The organism is Burkholderia savannae (assembly GCF_001524445.2).
Lineage (GTDB): Bacteria > Pseudomonadota > Gammaproteobacteria > Burkholderiales > Burkholderiaceae > Burkholderia > Burkholderia savannae.
Window position 1 is genome coordinate 2,246,647 of record NZ_CP013418.1, and the last position, 15,339, is coordinate 2,261,985.

Annotated in this window: 15 protein-coding genes; 9 read left to right on the top strand and 6 right to left on the bottom strand. The window is 68.0% G+C overall.

Translation table 11 applies throughout. The features are described 5' to 3' along the window. Positions 1-288 precede the first annotated feature (288 nt). Entirely contained in the window at positions 289-600 is a 312-nt protein-coding gene (locus WS78_RS30960; RefSeq protein ID WP_038747569.1) for an H-NS histone family protein, read from the top strand. 347 nt (positions 601-947) lie between these two features. Here WS78_RS30960 and WS78_RS30965 read toward each other — a convergent pair whose 3' ends face one another. From WS78_RS30965 to WS78_RS36650, 4 genes are all read right to left on the bottom strand, one after another. Continuing rightward, positions 948-1,454, bottom strand: a complete 507-nt coding sequence (locus WS78_RS30965) for a lecithin retinol acyltransferase family protein (protein ID WP_059576942.1) — start codon at positions 1,452-1,454, stop codon at positions 948-950. A gap of 592 nt (positions 1,455-2,046) precedes the next feature. After that, positions 2,047-2,394, bottom strand: a complete 348-nt coding sequence (locus tag WS78_RS30970) for a hypothetical protein (RefSeq protein ID WP_038747449.1) — start codon at positions 2,392-2,394, stop codon at positions 2,047-2,049. 448 nt (positions 2,395-2,842) lie between these two features. Next, entirely contained in the window at positions 2,843-3,958 is a 1,116-nt protein-coding gene (gene ald / locus WS78_RS30975) for an alanine dehydrogenase (RefSeq protein WP_059577044.1), read from the bottom strand. A gap of 424 nt (positions 3,959-4,382) precedes the next feature. After that, entirely contained in the window at positions 4,383-4,754 is a 372-nt protein-coding gene (locus WS78_RS36650) for a hypothetical protein (protein ID WP_156437376.1), read from the bottom strand. On the opposite strand from WS78_RS36650, the gene WS78_RS30985 reads away from it, so the two are divergent. The 6 genes from WS78_RS30985 to WS78_RS31010 all read left to right on the top strand — a co-directional run bounded on the left by WS78_RS30985 (position 4,735) and on the right by WS78_RS31010 (position 11,384). After that, positions 4,735-5,028, top strand: a complete 294-nt coding sequence (locus tag WS78_RS30985; protein WP_059576936.1) for a hypothetical protein — start codon at positions 4,735-4,737, stop codon at positions 5,026-5,028. The two genes, WS78_RS36650 and WS78_RS30985, sit on opposite strands and share 20 nt — an antisense overlap. Positions 5,029-5,069: 41 nt before the next feature. Further along, a complete protein-coding gene (locus tag WS78_RS30990) occupies positions 5,070-5,846 on the top strand; it encodes a crotonase/enoyl-CoA hydratase family protein (protein ID WP_038747457.1) in 777 nt (258 codons plus the stop codon). Positions 5,847-5,933: 87 nt separating this feature from the next. Next, positions 5,934-6,977 carry a Vgb family protein gene (locus tag WS78_RS30995; protein WP_059576933.1) on the top strand — a complete coding sequence of 348 codons (1,044 nt, stop codon included), beginning with the start codon at positions 5,934-5,936 and terminating at the stop codon, positions 6,975-6,977. Between the two features lie 506 nt (positions 6,978-7,483). Beyond that, complete coding sequence (locus tag WS78_RS31000) at positions 7,484-8,803, top strand: MFS transporter (protein WP_059576930.1); 1,320 nt, start codon at positions 7,484-7,486, stop codon at positions 8,801-8,803. Positions 8,804-9,045: 242 nt separating this feature from the next. Continuing rightward, positions 9,046-9,936: an amidohydrolase family protein gene (locus WS78_RS31005; protein WP_059576927.1), complete on the top strand. Its 891-nt coding sequence runs from the start codon at positions 9,046-9,048 to the stop codon at positions 9,934-9,936. Positions 9,937-10,118: 182 nt separating this feature from the next. Then, positions 10,119-11,384, top strand: coding sequence for an MFS transporter (locus WS78_RS31010; protein ID WP_052145060.1), 1,266 nt, complete (start codon positions 10,119-10,121; stop codon positions 11,382-11,384). 21 nt (positions 11,385-11,405) lie between these two features. Here WS78_RS31010 and WS78_RS31015 read toward each other — a convergent pair whose 3' ends face one another. Then, a complete protein-coding gene (locus WS78_RS31015) occupies positions 11,406-12,293 on the bottom strand; it encodes a LysR family transcriptional regulator (RefSeq protein WP_038747470.1) in 888 nt (295 codons plus the stop codon). 100 nt (positions 12,294-12,393) lie between these two features. On the opposite strand from WS78_RS31015, the gene WS78_RS31020 reads away from it, so the two are divergent. Further along, complete coding sequence (locus WS78_RS31020; RefSeq protein WP_038747473.1) at positions 12,394-13,614, top strand: alpha-hydroxy acid oxidase; 1,221 nt, start codon at positions 12,394-12,396, stop codon at positions 13,612-13,614. 321 nt (positions 13,615-13,935) lie between these two features. Next, positions 13,936-14,502 carry a GNAT family N-acetyltransferase gene (locus WS78_RS31025; protein WP_059577041.1) on the top strand — a complete coding sequence of 189 codons (567 nt, stop codon included), beginning with the start codon at positions 13,936-13,938 and terminating at the stop codon, positions 14,500-14,502. A 180-nt stretch (positions 14,503-14,682) separates the two neighbouring features. Here WS78_RS31025 and WS78_RS31030 read toward each other — a convergent pair whose 3' ends face one another. Further along, on the bottom strand, positions 14,683-15,303 hold the full coding sequence (locus WS78_RS31030) for a LysE/ArgO family amino acid transporter (protein WP_038747481.1): 621 nt from the start codon (positions 15,301-15,303) through the stop codon (positions 14,683-14,685). Between the last annotated feature and the right edge of the window lie 36 nt (positions 15,304-15,339).

Below are 15,339 nucleotides of genomic sequence, written 5' to 3' on the forward strand. Positions count from 1 at the left end.
AGGTCGCGATCGTCAGGCGGCGGCTACGCGCCGTACGACCGCAATCGGCAAAACTCTTCCGGGCTTCATCTCGACCATCCATCTTGCTTCGAACCGGGAAGGCGCGGCATGCGAGCGCACCGCCGGGCAAATGGTGCGAGTTTGGCGCTGCGTTTGACGACATGCGACATCTCGCCACCGTATGACGCGAACCAATTATCTTGCCGCCGAGATGAAATCTCGTGGGAGATGGATTGTCATCGGGTTATGGAAAACAAGGCGGGGTTTGAAAAATCAGAGTGTGACGAAATGAACGCGTATCAACGATTTAAAGAGCTGAAAATCGAGCTCGAGGCACGTTTGGCCGAGGAGCGAGCGGCGGCTAGAGAGGCTGTTCTCGCGGAGATAAGGTCTTGTGTCGGCGAGTTTGGTTTTTCCCCGGACGACATATTTTCCGCTGACGGGCAACGTGGCAGGCGAAAGATTCGGGCCAGATATTATGACCCCGTCAGTGGAGCGACATGGTCGGGAGCAGGGCGTGAGCCAACGTGGATTCGCGGCAAGGATCGAACGCAATTTGAATTGCGGTGCAGCGGTACCGATGGGCAAGACGCGTCTTGAATCCGCGCGTACACGCGGCCTGATGCACGATGCAGATCTCGGAGCCGCCGCCGGCGAACACGTTGAATCACGCCGCCCGATAGGGGTGATGCCGCCGCTGGCGGCGTGACGACGCAGTTGCAGGAGCGCATGGCCGGCGCATTCCGCGCATGCCGAAAGAGCAGCGAAATCGGCGCGCGACTCGCGCGTCAAGCGACCGATGCGGCAGTTGATTCCTGCCTTCCTGTACACGCGATGTGCGCGACACGCGACGGCGATCCGGACTTGAGGCGACTTTCACCGGAAGTCGACGGCGAATGATGTCGATGCGCGGCGCGCGCCGTCGAGGCCGCTTTCGCCGCTCTTCGTCAAGCGTGCGCCGCGGCCACGCGGGCTTCGGCGGCGAGGCCGTCCGCGGCGGCGCGCCATCCATGTGCGAGCCGGCAAGCGATCATCAGGAAGAGCACGGCCAGCGCGCGCGCGGGATTGCGAATGCACGCGTCGACCTGTTCGCTTCGGCTTTGCCCGAACACGCACCACAAACAGAAGTGCTCGCAATTGTTGGAGAGCAGCCGGTAATCGCGCTCCCCGAGGCGCGACGTCGCACGATCGACGACATCCGGGCCGGCATAGGCCGCCGATGGATGCGACACGACTTCGACGCCGAAGCCCGCCGCGAATTGCTCGATCGACACGATCTCGACGGGGCCGCCGCGGAGTTTGCCGGAAAGGCCGGCGTAGTGAACCACGTCGCCGTTTCCGATATAGATGCCGTGGTGCGCATAGCCGACGCGTTTCGTCACCAGATGCGCGCCGCTCGGAAGACCGAGTTCGGCCGCGCCGCCTGCGGATTTCGGTCGAATGTGCTGGCTCATCGCGCGCTCCTGACGATCGCGAAGCCGTTCGTCGCGGCCGACGCGGCGGCCGGAACGTCAGCCCGACGCCGCGTGAGCGCCGAACGCTTCGCTTGCTGTCACGGTTTCAGTATTGGCGGCGCGGCGGCGCGTCTCAATCATCCTGGTCGGAGATCGTTGTCCGATGAGTGCGCGAGATGTCGGAAATATCCGACATCGGCGAGAGGATTCGCCGACACTCGAACACGTGTCGGACATGCGCGGCGAGAATCGGCGAATTGCATTGCATGGGTTCGGCCGCGCACGGTTTCGCCGGAGGCGGCCGGCGTGCTTGCACTTGCCCGACCGACCCGGCGGATGGAGGCAGGCAAGCGAATCGAGCCCGATCGATATGCTTCGCGTCGTGACGATGCGCCCGGGTCCCGCGCGTGCGCGCGACGAGCGACGGACGACGCCGGGCGCTTCCGTGCCGACCCCGCCGCCGAGATTCGTCACGGCGATCGTCGATTGCGCCGGCACGGCGCCATGCGGCGAGCCGATCAAGCGCGCAAGTTCTGCGCACCCGATCGGTGGCGATACGGCAAGCGCGGCGCGTGCGCCACGCGCCGGCGATTCAGAACGCAACCTGCAGCACGACGTCGAACGCGAGCACGAGCGCCGAGCAGATGATGCCGAGCGTGAGATTCGATAGCCGATGCTCGACGTCCGGATGCCGGCCGATCCACGCGATGATGAAGAACAGCCCGTCGAGGACGACTTGCAGCGCGAACACGATCAGCATCAGCGTGAATTCGTAGCCCGCCTGCGACAGCTCGCTGAAATGCCAGCCGTGCCGGCTGACCCAGTATGCGACGCGGTACGCTTCGTAGCCCGCGAGAAGCAGCGGGAACAGGTAGGAGACGAAATAGGTCGGCACCGTCGCATGCCGGAGTTCGGGAAAGAAATGATGTCCGGTCCGCATGATGGCCTCCGATCCGTGAATGCGCGCGCATCCCGCGATGCCGCTCACGGTTTCAGGGTATGCATTCCGACAAAGCGCCGATTGACGTGCGTCAATCGGCCGCCACGGCCGCGCGTGCGCGCGCATCGGGTGGGTTCGGCGCGTTGCCCGCAGACGGGCTGCATCGTCGGTCGCAATCCGCGTCGTGCGGCCTGCCGTGCGCCGCAACGCTTGCGACGCGGGACGAATGCGCGCGAAGAGCGGCGGGCGGGCGATGCCCGCTCGAACGCGGCGTTCGCGAGCAAGGCGCTTGCCTCGGGGCAGGGCATCGGCCGGGACCGTGCGATGCGCGTCGTGTGCGTGCTCGGGCGGCGCGCCGAATCGGCGGTCGAGCCGAGTGCGAGGCCGCGCGAACGGCGGCGGCGGCCGTCGTCGGGCATCTCATTCGTTCGGACCGCTGCGCGACGAGTCAGTCGAGCATTTCGTCCGCATGCATATAGGCGCGGCCGAGCGCGCGGGCGACCGCTTCGTGCGTGACGTGGCCGTCGCAGACGTTCAGTCCGGCGCGCAGATACGGATCATCGGCGAGCGCGCGCTTCCAGCCTTTGTTCGCGAGCGCGATCGCATGGCGAATCGTCGCGTTGCCGAGCGCGAACGTCGACGTGCGCGCGACCGCGCCGGGCATGTTCGCGACGCAGTAATGAACGACGCCGTCGACGACGTAGGTGGGCTGCGCGTGCGTCGTCGCGCGGGACGTTTCGAAGCAGCCGCCCTGATCGATCGCGATGTCGACGACGACCGCGCCGGCGCGCATCTTCGAGACCATCTCGCGCGTGACGAGCCGCGGCGCGGACGCACCGGGCACCAGCACCGCGCCGATCACGACGTCCGCGTTGCGCACCGCATCGTCGATCGCATGCGCGTTCGAATGGAGCGTCGCGATTCGGTTGCCGAAGATCAGGTCGAGCTGGCGCAGGCGATCGACGCTGGTGTCGAGCACGGTCACGCGCGCGCCGAGCCCGACCGCCATCTGCAGCGCGCAAGTGCCGGCGACGCCCGCGCCGAGCACGACGACGTGCGCGGCCGGCACGCCGGGCACGCCCGCCATCAGCAGGCCCATCCCGCCGCCGGGGCTTTCGAGGTGCGCTGCGGCGACCTGAATCGACATGCGTCCGGCCACCTCGCTCATCGGCGCGAGCAGCGGCAGGCCGCCGCCGGGCGCGGTGACGGTTTCGTACGCGATGCAGACCGCGCGCGACTTCACGAGCGCGGCGGCCTGCGCGGGATCGGGCGCGAGATGCAGGTAGGCGTACAGGATTTGCCCGCGCCGCAGCATCGCGCATTCGGCCGGCTGCGGCTCCTTGACCTTGACGATCATGTCGGCGCGCGCATAGACGTCGGCCGCGTCGTCGGCGAGCATCGCGCCGGCCGCCGCGTAATCCTCGTCCCGCAGGCCGATCGCCGCGCCCGCGCTGCGCTGCACAAGCACCTGATGGCCGTGCAGCGCAAGCTCGCGCGCGCCCGCCGGCGTGAGGCCGACGCGATATTCGTAGACCTTGATTTCCTTCGGCACGCCAATCAGCATGATTCGTCTCCTCGGGTGATCGCCCGGCGTCGAGCCGCTGAGCTCGTTACGATCGTCTTGTCCGTGTCGCTGCGTCGATTTCTCGCGGATCGCCGTGCCGTTGCGCGCAGGCCGCAACGGCCGGCGTGGCCGCCGTCGCCGGCCGTTCGTCGCCGCGAAGCGCGGCGGCGGGATTGCCGCGGACATCGCTCGAATGCGCGGGCCGAGGCAACGAATGTTTCGTTGCCGCCGCCGCGCGATTTATCTGCATTCCCGACGAAATGCCGCCGAGGGTCGGCTTGGCCGCCTATGTCCAACTGGCGTTCGGTGCGGCCTGACGTGAGGCGCGCCGCCCGCGCGTTCGCGCCGCGACGGATGCCGCACGCCGCCGGCCGATTCGACGCCGGATTGCGCACATGAATCGTCAACGCATCAATAACGGATTCTAGGTCGAAACGGACGGAAACCTTGCCGCTGCCGCATCGAACCTCGATGCTCGGCCCGACCGCTTGCTTTGCTTCTCGGCGCGCCTGTTTCGCGTTTCGACGGCGGCTCGTCGCCGGCACGGATGGCGCTGCGTCAGGCCGGCTTCGCTTTCAGGCATCGCGAGGGAGCGCCGTCCGGAACGCGCACGCGATTTCGCGTGATGGGCGTTGGACGGCGCGGGCGGCCGATCGGTCAGATCGGTCCGATCGGTCCGATCGGCGACGGAACGATGCGCGTGCCCGGCATCGGCGGCCGCCGCGTCGGGCGGACTCGCGCCGGCGACGTTGCCGATCGCCGGTGAACGGCCATGGTTGCCGTCGTTCGTCGACATCGATGTCGATCATCCGTTGCGCGCGACGATCGATGGACGCCGGCCTGCGTTCGATGCGCGGCGCGTCGGCCCGGACGCCGGCAGCGCCGCGACGCCCGGCTTCGACCGTTTCGTCGATGTCGATATCGACATTGGCGCTGGTGGCGGCGTAGGCGCCGGCATCGGCGTCGAGTCCGATCGACGTCACGCCCATTCGCGCCGCCCCGGCCGCCCTCCGATATCGACGCCCCTTCGCGACGCTCGCGCCGAATTCGTTTCGCTCGACGCCATCTGACGTATAACGAATGGTGGTGTCTGCTCTCCGGGAGGGAGACGATGGACGAAGTCCTTTTCGCAACGGATGGCGCGGTGTGCACGATCACCCTCAACCGGCCGGAGCGCCGCAACGCCGTCGACGGCCCGACCGCTTCGCAGCTGAGCGACGCGTTCGCCCGGTTCGAGGCCGACGCCGCACTTGCGGTGGCCGTTCTGACTGGCGCGGGCGGCAACTTCTGCGCGGGCGCCGACCTGAAGGCCGCCGGCGATCCCGCGCGGCGCAACGCGCTCGACGCAACGGGCGGCGGGCCGGGGCCGATGGGGCCGAGCCGCATGGCGCTGTCGAAGCCGCTCGTCGCGGCGGTGTCCGGCTACGCGGTCGCGGGCGGGCTGGAGCTCGCGCTGCTGGCCGACATTCGCGTCGCGGAGGAGGGCGCCGTCTTCGGCGTTTTTTGCCGGCGTTGGGGTATCCCGCTGATCGACGGCGGCACGGTCAGATTGCCTCGCGTCGTCGGCATGGGGCGTGCGATGGACATGATTCTGACCGGACGTCCCGTCGATGCGTCGGAAGCCAGGGAGATGGGGCTCGCCAACTATGTCGTGCCGAACGGCGAAGGGCTGGCTCACGCGACGCGCCTTGCCCGGCAGATCGCGCAATTTCCCCGGCAATGCATGTTGGCGGACCGGCGTTCCGCCTACGAGCAGTGGGATTTGCCGCTCGCGCAAGCGCTGCGCCGGGAAGGGGCGAGGGGCGTCCCGGTCGTGCTGGCGGAAGGCGTGGCCGGCGCCGCGCGCTTCGGCGCCGGGCAGGGGCGGCACGGCGCGTTTTCCGACTGAGGCGCGTCGCCGTCCAGCGTCGATAAAGGGGCGGCGATCGAACCGCCGGCGCGCTTTGATACCCGTTCATCGGGCAGGGAGGCGAACATGCCGAGGATTGCGAGAGAGCGTTTCGTCGCGGCGGCGCGCAGGGTGCTCGGCAGCGGGCCGGCCGCGTCGCTCGCGGCGTGCCTGGCGAGCGCGATGCTCGCCGTGGGGGCGGCGCGGGCGCAGCCGCCGTCGTTCGATTCGTACGCCGTCCCGGCCGGCAGCGCGCCGCACGATGTCGCGCCCGCGCCCGACGGCGCCGTGTGGTACACCGCGCAGGCGCGCGGCGCGGTGGGCCGCCTCGATCCGCGCGGCGGCAAGTCCGACTGGGTTCCGCTCGGCGAGGGAGCCGCGCCGCACGGCGTGATCGTCGGCCCGGATCGGGCGGCATGGATCACGGACGGCGGCCTGAACGCGATCGTCCGCGTCGACTCGAAGACGCTCGCCGTCACGCGCTTTCCGTTGCCGAAGGAGCGGGCGAACGCCAATCTGAACACGGCCGTCTTCGACACGCGCGGGCATCTGTGGTTTACCGGGCAAAGCGGCATCTACGGCGAGCTCGATCCGGCGAGCGCCCGCATGCGCGTGTTCGATGCGCCGCGCGGGGCCGGGCCGTACGGCATCTGCGCGACGCCTGACGGCAGCGTGTATTTCGCGTCGCTGGCCGGCAACTATCTCGGCCGCATCGATCCGGCGAGCGGCGCGGCGCAGGTGATCGAGCCGCCCACGCCGAATCAGGGCGCGCGCCGCGCGTGGGCCGATTCGACGGGGCGCGTGTGGATCAGCGAGTGGAACGCCGGAAAAGTGGGCGTGTTCGATCCCGCGACGCACCGATGGCGGGAATGGCGGCTGCCCGGTGAGCATCCGCATGCGTACGCGATATTCGTCGACGACCGCGACATCGTCTGGCTCAGCGAATGGAGCGCGAACGCGCTGGTGCGCTTCGACCCGCGCGCCGAGCGTTTCGACGTGTTGACGCTGCCGCGGCCGCACGCGAACGTGCGCCAGATGATGGGCCGTCGGGGAGAGGTCTGGTTGTCCGAATCCGGCACCGATCATCTGCTGCGCTACCGGTCTCGCGCGGCGGGCGACGGAAGCGACTGACGGCGTGCGCCGCCGCCGGAACGGCGCTCGATCGAGTCGCGGGGGCCCTGTCCGGGCTTTTGCGATGCTCGACGGCAACCCGGCCGCTCCCCGGCCGCGCCATGTGCCGACGTTGCCGCGCGCCGCGCATCGCTCGGGGCGACGCGCGGCTTCGCATGAGCATGAGCATGGATGCGTCGGATCGCGGATCGCGCATCGACGATTCTCCCGGCGCTGCATGAAGAGCCGGCGGCTCGCGGAGCGCGAGACGGCCAAACGCTGGCGGCGCGATGAACCCGCGCCGATCTCGACCCGCCCCGTCGAGAACGCGCAGCGCGAAGCCGGCCACGCGCACCGGCCTCCGCCTCGCACAAGACTTTCCACAAAAGCGAACAAACTTGTTCCGATTATTTCGCTTTCTGCGTCGGCTTGCTCCTCTTACCCTTGCCGTACCCGATTGCGCGCCGTCGCCCGCCGCCGGCATTCGCACGCGCAATCGAGATGACAATCGAAACCGGAGACATCACGTGTCGCAAGCCCGCCCCCTTGCAACTGCCCCCTATGCCCGGCCGGCCGGGACCTTCGCCCGCCTTCGCTCCATCTTCAGCGGCTCGGTCGGCAACCTGATCGAGTACTACGACTGGTACGTGTATTCGGCGTTTTCGCTGTACTTCGCCAAGGTCTTCTTCCCGGCCGGCAGCCAGACCGTGCAGCTCCTCAACACGGCGGCCATCTTCGCGGTCGGTTTCGTCATGCGGCCGATCGGCGGCTGGCTGGTCGGCCTGTACGCGGATCGCAAGGGGCGCAAGGCCGCGCTGCTGATCTCGGTGCTCGCGATGTGCGTGGGTTCGCTGATCATCGGCTTGACGCCCGGCTATGCCACTATCGGCATCGCGGCCCCGGTTCTGCTGGTTCTCGCGCGGCTGCTGCAGGGGTTGAGCCTCGGCGGCGAATACGCGAGCTCGGCCACTTACCTGAGCGAAATGGCCGACAAGACGAACCGCGGCTTCTATTCGAGCTTCCTGTTCGCGACGCTGTCGCTCGGCCAGCTGCTTGCGATGGCGGTGCTTGTCGCGCTGCAGCAGTTTTTTCTGAGCGCCGCGCAACTGGAAAGCTGGGGCTGGCGCATTCCGTTCCTGATCGGATCTCTGGCGGCGGGCGTCGCGATCTTCCTGCGCCGCAACATGGAAGAAACGGAATCGTTCGAACAGCATCGGCTGGGCAAGCGCAGCCGCACGCCGGTCGCGGAGCTGTTCAGGCACAAGCGCGAATGCCTGATCGTCGCGGGCCTGACGCTCGGCGGCACGGTCGCGTTCTACGCGTACACCACGTACATGCAGAAATTCCTGGTCAACAGCGCGGGGATGAGCAAGGCGGACGCGTCGATGGTGTCCGTCATCAGCCTGATCGCGTTCGTGCTGATGCAACCGGTGTTCGGCAGCCTGTCGGATCGGGTCGGCCGCCGTCCGCTGCTGATCGCCTTCGGCGTGCTCGGCTCGGTGTGCACGGTGCCGATCTTCAACGCGCTGACGACGGTCTCGACCATGGGCGGCGCGCTCATGCTGATCTCGGCCGCGCTCTTCATCGTCAGCCTGTATTCGTCCGTCAGCGCGGTCGCCAAGGCCGAGCTTTTTCCGGTCGGGATTCGCGCGCTGGGCGTGGGCTTGCCTTACGCGATCACGGTGTCGCTGTTCGGCGGGACCGCCGAATACATCGCGCTGTGGACCAAGAGCATCGGGCACGAAACCTGGTTCTTCTGGTATGTGTCCGCGTGCGTGCTGGCGTCGCTGCTGTGTTATCTGTGGATGCCCGATCCCAAGCAGGTGTCGCGCATCGATCAGGACTGAATCGGGCCGCGGCGCATGTGAAGGCGCGAGCGCGACGAATGTCCGCACCGGATTTCGCCGCTCGCGCATCACGCGGTTTCGATGCGCCGCGAGGGCGATCGCGGCGGGCTCACCCGAGTCGGCGACCGTGAAGCGGCGCGGCGGGCAACGGGCGCGCCCGGCGACTCGGCCAGCCGACGCGCACGCGCGACGGGTTCCGCCCAGCTTGCGCAGGGTTTTTCTCACGCAACGAGGACGTAGCGATGACCGGACTTTCCCGCTTTTCCACCGCATCTGCGTGCGCGGCGCCGCTGCCGGATATCGAGCCGCCGCGCTTTGCAATGCCGCGCGGCGCGGTCGACACGCATGCGCATGTCGTCTCGGCCGACCCCGCCTACCGGATGGTCGGCGATCGCAGCTACACGCCGCCGCCCGCGCCGGAAGAGAAGTATCTCGCGATGCTCGACGCAACCGGGATGACGTACGGGGTGCTGGTGCAGATCAGCGTGTACGGCACCGACAACCGCTACATGCTCGAGGTGCTCGGCCGGCATCCGCGGCGATTGCGCGGCGTCGCGGTGGTCGCGCCCGACGTGTCCGACCGCGAACTGGAGGCGATGCATGCGGCCGGCGTGCGCGGCCTGCGCATCAACGTGCTGTTCGGCGGCGGCATCGGCTTCGCGGCGATGGAGACGCTCGCGCATCGCGTGAAGGATCTCGGCTGGCATCTGCAATTCCTCATGGACGTCAAGGCGCTGCCCGAACTCATGCCGCGCATGATGAAGCTGCCGGTGACGGGCGTCATCGATCACATGGGCCATACGCCCGTGGCCGACGGTCTGTCGGCGCGGGGCTTCGTCGCGTTGCGCCATCTGGTGACCGAGCACGGTTACTGGGTCAAGCTCTCCGGCGCGTATCGCATCAGCGAGCGATTCCCGACCTTCGACGACGCGGCGCCTTTCGCGCGAACGCTGATCGACGATGCGCCCGAGCGCATGGTGTGGGGCAGCGACTGGCCGCATGTGTCGCTCGCGCCGGAGCGCATGCCGAACACCGGCGGCCTGCTCAATCTCGTTGCCGATTGGGCGCCCGACGAGACCGCCCGCCACAAGATTCTGGTGAGCAATCCGGCCCGTCTGTACGGCTTCGCGTAAGAGCGCCCGATAACGGGGGCATGGAGCCATGGAGCCAATGGAGCCATGGAGCAAATGGGGCAATGGGGCAGTGGAGCAAATGGGGCAGTGGGCCGACGGGCCAATGATTCAGTGAGGCAATGGGGCCGTGAGGCCACCGGGCGCTTTTCATGCGCCAATCGCCAATGAGGAGGAGACAACACATGAACGGCAACAGCCAGGTGTCGGCGGCCGGCGAAGAACGCTGGTTCGCACGGATGACAGTGGTCGAGAAGCGGACGTTCGTCGCCGCGTTCGGCGGCTGGGCGCTCGATGCGCTCGATTTCATGGTGTTCACGTTCGTCATCGCGACGTTGATCGACGTATTTCACATCGACAAGGCCCAGGCCGGCATGCTGGCGACGATCACGCTGCTGTTCTCGGCGATCGGCGGCTGGCTGGCCGGCATCCTCGCCGACCGCTTCGGCCGCGTCCGCATTCTGCAGTTCACGATCCTGTGGTTTTCCGCGTGCACGGTGCTGATCGGCTTTGCACAAAACTTCGAGCAGATTGTTGTGTTGCGGGCGCTTCAGGGGCTCGGCTTCGGCGGCGAATGGGCGGTCGGCTCGGTGCTGATGGGCGAGATCGTGCGCACCGAATATCGCGGTCGCGCGGTCGGCACGGTGCAAAGCGGCTGGGCGATCGGCTGGGCGGTCGCGGCGATCCTGTACACGCTGTCGTTTTCCATGCTGCCGGAAAATTACGCGTGGCGCGCGCTGTTCTGGGCGGGCGTCGCGCCGGCGCTGCTCGTCGTGTTCATCCGCAGGAAGGTGCCGGAGCCGGAGCTGTTCCAGCGCACGCGCAAGCGCGAAGCGGCAAGCGCGAATCCGATGCCGGCCTGGGCGATCTTTTCTCCCGCTCTCGTCCGGACGACGGCCCTGAGCGCGCTGCTCTGCACGGGCGTCCAGGGCGGCTACTACGCGGTCACGACATGGCTGCCGACGTTCCTGAAGACGGAGCGCCACCTGTCGGTGATCGGCACCGGCGGCTATCTGCTCGTCATCATCGCGGGCTCGTTCGCCGGATACCTGACGGGCGCCCATCTGACCGACCGTCTCGGCCGCCGCGCGAATCTTCTCGTGTTCTCCGTGCTGTCGGGCGCGTGCGTGTTCGTCTATACGCAGCTTCACCTGTCGAACCAGCAAATGCTGCTCCTCGGATTTCCGCTCGGCTTCTCGGCGTCGGGGATCTTCAGCGGCATGGGCGCGTATCTGACCGAGCTTTTCCCGTCCGCGGTGCGCGCGAACGGGCAAGGGTTCGCGTACAACTTCGGACGCGGCATCGGCGCGCTGTTTCCGAGCCTGGTCGGCTATCTCGCGAAAACGGGCGGCCTCGGCACGGCCATCGGCATGTTCGCGGGCGGCGCCTATGTGATCGTGCTGATGGCGGCGCTGCTGCTGCCCGAGACGAAAGGGCGCGAGATTTCCTGACGCGAGCCGCCGTGCGCCCGCTCAGCGAAAATCCGCATGCCGCCGCACCAGCGCCAGCATCGACGGAATCAGCCCGCGCATGTCGCCGCGCCGCCACTGGAACGCATAGTTGAGCGGCGACAGCGGCGGCTCGCTCGTCAATTGCACGAGGCCGCCGCCCGTTCGCGCATCGGCCCAATCGGCGGGCAGGAAGCCGATGCCGACGCCTTCGCGCAGCATGCCCGCCACCGCGCTCCAGTTGTTGCAGGTGATGCGTCGCGGATGGTCGATGCCGCAGGCGAGCAGCCATTCGTCGAGGATGCGCGTGACGCCCGAGCCGGAAGGCAGAATGACGAGCGCATGGCGCGCGATCAGCTCGGGCGTCAACGTGCGTTCGCCGTCGACCAATTTCTCCGCGGCCATCCACGCGAACCGCGCTTCCGCCACCGGCTGCGACAGGATGCTGCCGCGCGACGAACGGCCCGCGACCACCGCGAAATCGAGTTCTCCCGCATCCACTTTCTCTTCGAGCGCCGCGCCGACGTCGACATACGGCTCGAGGATCAACTGCGGATGCAGTTTCTGAACGGCCGCGACGAAGCGAGGCAGCCAGGTCAGCGCCGACAGCTCGCCGACGCCGAAGCGCAGGCGGCCCGTCAATCCCTTGTCTTCCGCGAACGCGTCCTGCAACGCCGCGACGGCTTCCAGAACGCGAACGGCGGCCGGCAGCAGCGTTTCGCCGTCCTCGGTCAGCACGGCGCGGTGGCCGCTGCGGTCGAACAGCGTGCGTCCCACGGCCTGCTCCAGTTCGTTGATCCGCTTGGACAACGAAGAGATCGACAGGTGAAGCCGCTGCGCCGCCGTCGAGAAATTGGCGCAGGTCGCCGCCCAATAGAAGGCGTCCAGTTGCTTGAGCGTCGGAGTTGCCATGGTTCTTCGCTTTTATCGAACGATTTCGTTTGAAGATTATCGCTTTTTATCGATACATCGGCTGCATAGAATGGCAGCGTCGCATCAGGAAAGCCCATAGATGAGCACCCTTACCTCTCCCATCGCGGAAGACGGCCGGCCTGCGGCCAGCACCGGCAAGCCGCCGCGCGTCCTGCACGACGTGCTGAGCCTGCAAGACTTCGAGGCCAAGGCGCGCCGCGCGCTGCCGCGCCCGATCTTCGGCTACGTCAGCGGCGCGGCGGAAGACAACCGCACCCGCGACGACAACCGCGACGTGTTCGACGAATACGGTTTCGTCACGCGCGTGCTGTGCGACGTTTCCCGGCGGCAGCAGGCGGTGGAATTGTTCGGGCGGCGCTATGCGTCGCCGTTCGGCATTGCGCCGATGGGCATCTGCGCGCTGTCGGCCTATCGCGGCGACGTCGTGCTGGCGCGCGCCGCGCAGCGCGCGGGGATTGCGTCGATCATGAGCGGCTCGTCGCTGATTCCGCTGGAGGATGTGGCCGCCGCCGCGCCGGGTACGTGGTTCCAGGCGTACCTTCCGGGAGACGCCGAGCGCATTCGCGCACTGCTCGAACGCGTGGCGCGCGCAGGCTACCGAACGCTCGTGGTCACCGTCGACATTCCCGTGTCCGCGAATCGCGAAAACAACGTGCGCACGGGCTTTTCGACGCCGCTGCGCCCCGGCGCGCGCCTGCTCTGGGACGGGCTGACGCGGCCGCGCTGGCTGCTGCGCACGTTCGCGCGCACGCTGCTCGCGCACGGAATGCCGCACTTCGAGAATTCCTTTGCGACGCGCGGCGCGCCGATCCTTTCCGCCAACGTGCTGCGCGATTTCTCCGCGCGCGATCACCTCAGTTGGGCGCACGTGCGGCAAATCCGCGAGCAATGGCAGGGCGACCTGGTGATCAAGGGCATTCTCAGCGTCGAGGATGCGCTGATCGCGCGCGACGCGGGCGCCGACGGCGTGATCCTGTCGAACCATGGCGGCCGGCAGCTCGATGGCGCAGCGTCGCCGCTGCGGATCTTGCGCGACGTCGTGCAGGCCGTCGGCGACGATTACCCGGTGATGATCGACAGCGGCTTTCGCCGGGGATCGGACGTGCTGAAGGCGCTGGCGCTGGGCGCGCGCATGGTGTTCGTCGGGCGGCCGTTCAACTATGCGGCGGCCGTGGCGGGCGAGGCCGGCGTCGCGCATGCGATCCGCCTGCTGCGCGAGGAAGTGGACCGCAACATGGCGATGCTGGGGGTGAACGGCTGCGGCGAGCTCACGCCCGACGTGCTGATCCGCAAGCGCTGAGCGCGCCGGGGCACGGCGGGCTGCACGGTCGCATCCGCCGTTACGTCGCACATGATGCGTGCGGCATGGCGGAATGCGACGGCTCGCGGCGCTGCGTGCCGTGTCGTGTCGTGCCGTGTCGATTCTCACACTGCCGCCGCGATCGCGATTCGATCGTCGGAATTCGGCACAATGCCGCGTCGCATGCGATTCGGCCGCATGCGCCGCCGCTCGGCCTGCGACGTCGCGATCTTTCGGTCGCGAACGCGCCGGGCTGCATCGCTCATCGAGCGTGCCGCGCCGCCGCCGATCGCGCGGCCGCCGCCCGATTCGGATCGAAGGATGAGTCAACCGGCGAATATCGAGACGAACCGTCTGATTCTGCGCCGTTGGCGCGATGACGATGCGCGCGCGTGGGCGGCGTTGAATTCGGACGCCGAAGTCATCGCGTGGCTCGGGCGGCGCGCGCCGATGACGCTCGCCGACGCGCGCGACGACATCGGCCGCTTCGACGCGCATTTCGATGCGTACGGCTTCGGCCCGTGGGCCGTCGAAACGCGGGCCGACGGTGCGTTGATCGGCCTTTGCGGGCTTCGTCGCGTGCTCGAGGGCGGGCATCCGATGGCGCCGTGCGTGGAAATCGCGTGGCGGCAAGCGCGCCTTGCGTGGGGGCGCGGATACATGACGGAGGCCGCCCGCGCGGCGCTCGCGGATGCGTTCGGCGATCATCGGCTGGCCGAAGCATTCGCATGGGCAGCCGCCACGAATCTTCGATCGCAACGCGTCATGACCTGGATCGGCATGCAGCGCGCGGCCTCGCGCGATTTCGACCATCCCGCGCTTCCCGAAGGACATTCGCTGCGCCGGCATGTCGTGTATTGCATTCGGCGCGAGACATCGCATGCCTGACGGATGCGCGCCGCGGCGCAAGTCACGCCCTGGCGCGTCGAAGTTCTCGATTCAGCCGATATTCAGCCGATATTCAGCCGATACGAGGCGCGTGCGCGGCCAATACGGCACGCACGGCTTCGTTCGCGCGCGAGCGCCGCTCGCTGCGCATTGCGCGACCCGGCGCGCGCAGCCGCGCCGTCACCTCAATTGCACCGCGGCGAGAAACAGCACCATGCCGCCGATCGCGCCGTCGAGCACGCGCCATGCGAGCGCCCGCTTGAACCACGGCGCGAGCAATCGCGCGCCGTAGCCGAGCGCGACGAACCAGATCGCGCTGACCGCCATCGCGCCGATCGCGAACGCGCTGCGCGCGCCTTCCGGTTCGCGCGCGCCCGCCGTGCCGATCAAGAGGAACGTGTCGAGATAGACGTGCGGATTGAGCCACGTGAACGCGAGCGTCATCAGCACGATCGGCCATGCGCGCTGCGCGGGCGGCGCGACGGCCGCGCCCGTTGCGTCGAGCGTCCCGTGCCCGGGCTTGAACGCGCGGCGCAGCGCGCTCAGGCCGAACCACGCAAGATACGCGAGGCCGACGTACAGCACCGCGTGAACGAAGGTCGGATAACGCTCGACGAGCACCGATGCGCCGCCGACGCCCGCGCCGATCAGGAGCATGTCCGACAGCGTGCAGAGCAGCACGATCTTGCCGACGTGCGAGCGCATGATTCCTTGCCGGAGGATGAACGCGTTCTGCGCGCCGATGGTGACGATGAGCGATGCGCACAGCATCGCGCCGTGGGAAAAAGCGATCCAGTTCATGTTCGTTGCTGATTCAGGCGATGGACTAATGGAACG

Bases quoted from the DNA above. Each gene is read 5' to 3' on its own strand.
- WS78_RS30960 (WP_038747569.1), top strand. From the start codon at position 289: ATGAACGCGTATCAACGATTTAAAGAGCTGAAAATCGAGCTCGAGGCA.
- WS78_RS30965 (WP_059576942.1), bottom strand. From the start codon at position 1,454: ATGAGCCAGCACATTCGACCGAAATCCGCAGGCGGCGCGGCCGAACTC.
- WS78_RS30970 (WP_038747449.1), bottom strand. From the start codon at position 2,394: ATGCGGACCGGACATCATTTCTTTCCCGAACTCCGGCATGCGACGGTG.
- ald (WP_059577044.1), bottom strand. From the start codon at position 3,958: ATGCTGATTGGCGTGCCGAAGGAAATCAAGGTCTACGAATATCGCGTC.
- WS78_RS36650 (WP_156437376.1), bottom strand. From the start codon at position 4,754: ATGTCGACGAACGACGGCAACCATGGCCGTTCACCGGCGATCGGCAAC.
- WS78_RS30990 (WP_038747457.1), top strand. From the start codon at position 5,070: ATGGACGAAGTCCTTTTCGCAACGGATGGCGCGGTGTGCACGATCACC.
- WS78_RS30995 (WP_059576933.1), top strand. From the start codon at position 5,934: ATGCCGAGGATTGCGAGAGAGCGTTTCGTCGCGGCGGCGCGCAGGGTG.
- WS78_RS31005 (WP_059576927.1), top strand. From the start codon at position 9,046: ATGACCGGACTTTCCCGCTTTTCCACCGCATCTGCGTGCGCGGCGCCG.
- WS78_RS31010 (WP_052145060.1), top strand. From the start codon at position 10,119: ATGAACGGCAACAGCCAGGTGTCGGCGGCCGGCGAAGAACGCTGGTTC.
- WS78_RS31015 (WP_038747470.1), bottom strand. From the start codon at position 12,293: ATGGCAACTCCGACGCTCAAGCAACTGGACGCCTTCTATTGGGCGGCG.
- WS78_RS31020 (WP_038747473.1), top strand. From the start codon at position 12,394: ATGAGCACCCTTACCTCTCCCATCGCGGAAGACGGCCGGCCTGCGGCC.
- WS78_RS31025 (WP_059577041.1), top strand. From the start codon at position 13,936: ATGAGTCAACCGGCGAATATCGAGACGAACCGTCTGATTCTGCGCCGT.
- WS78_RS31030 (WP_038747481.1), bottom strand. From the start codon at position 15,303: ATGAACTGGATCGCTTTTTCCCACGGCGCGATGCTGTGCGCATCGCTC.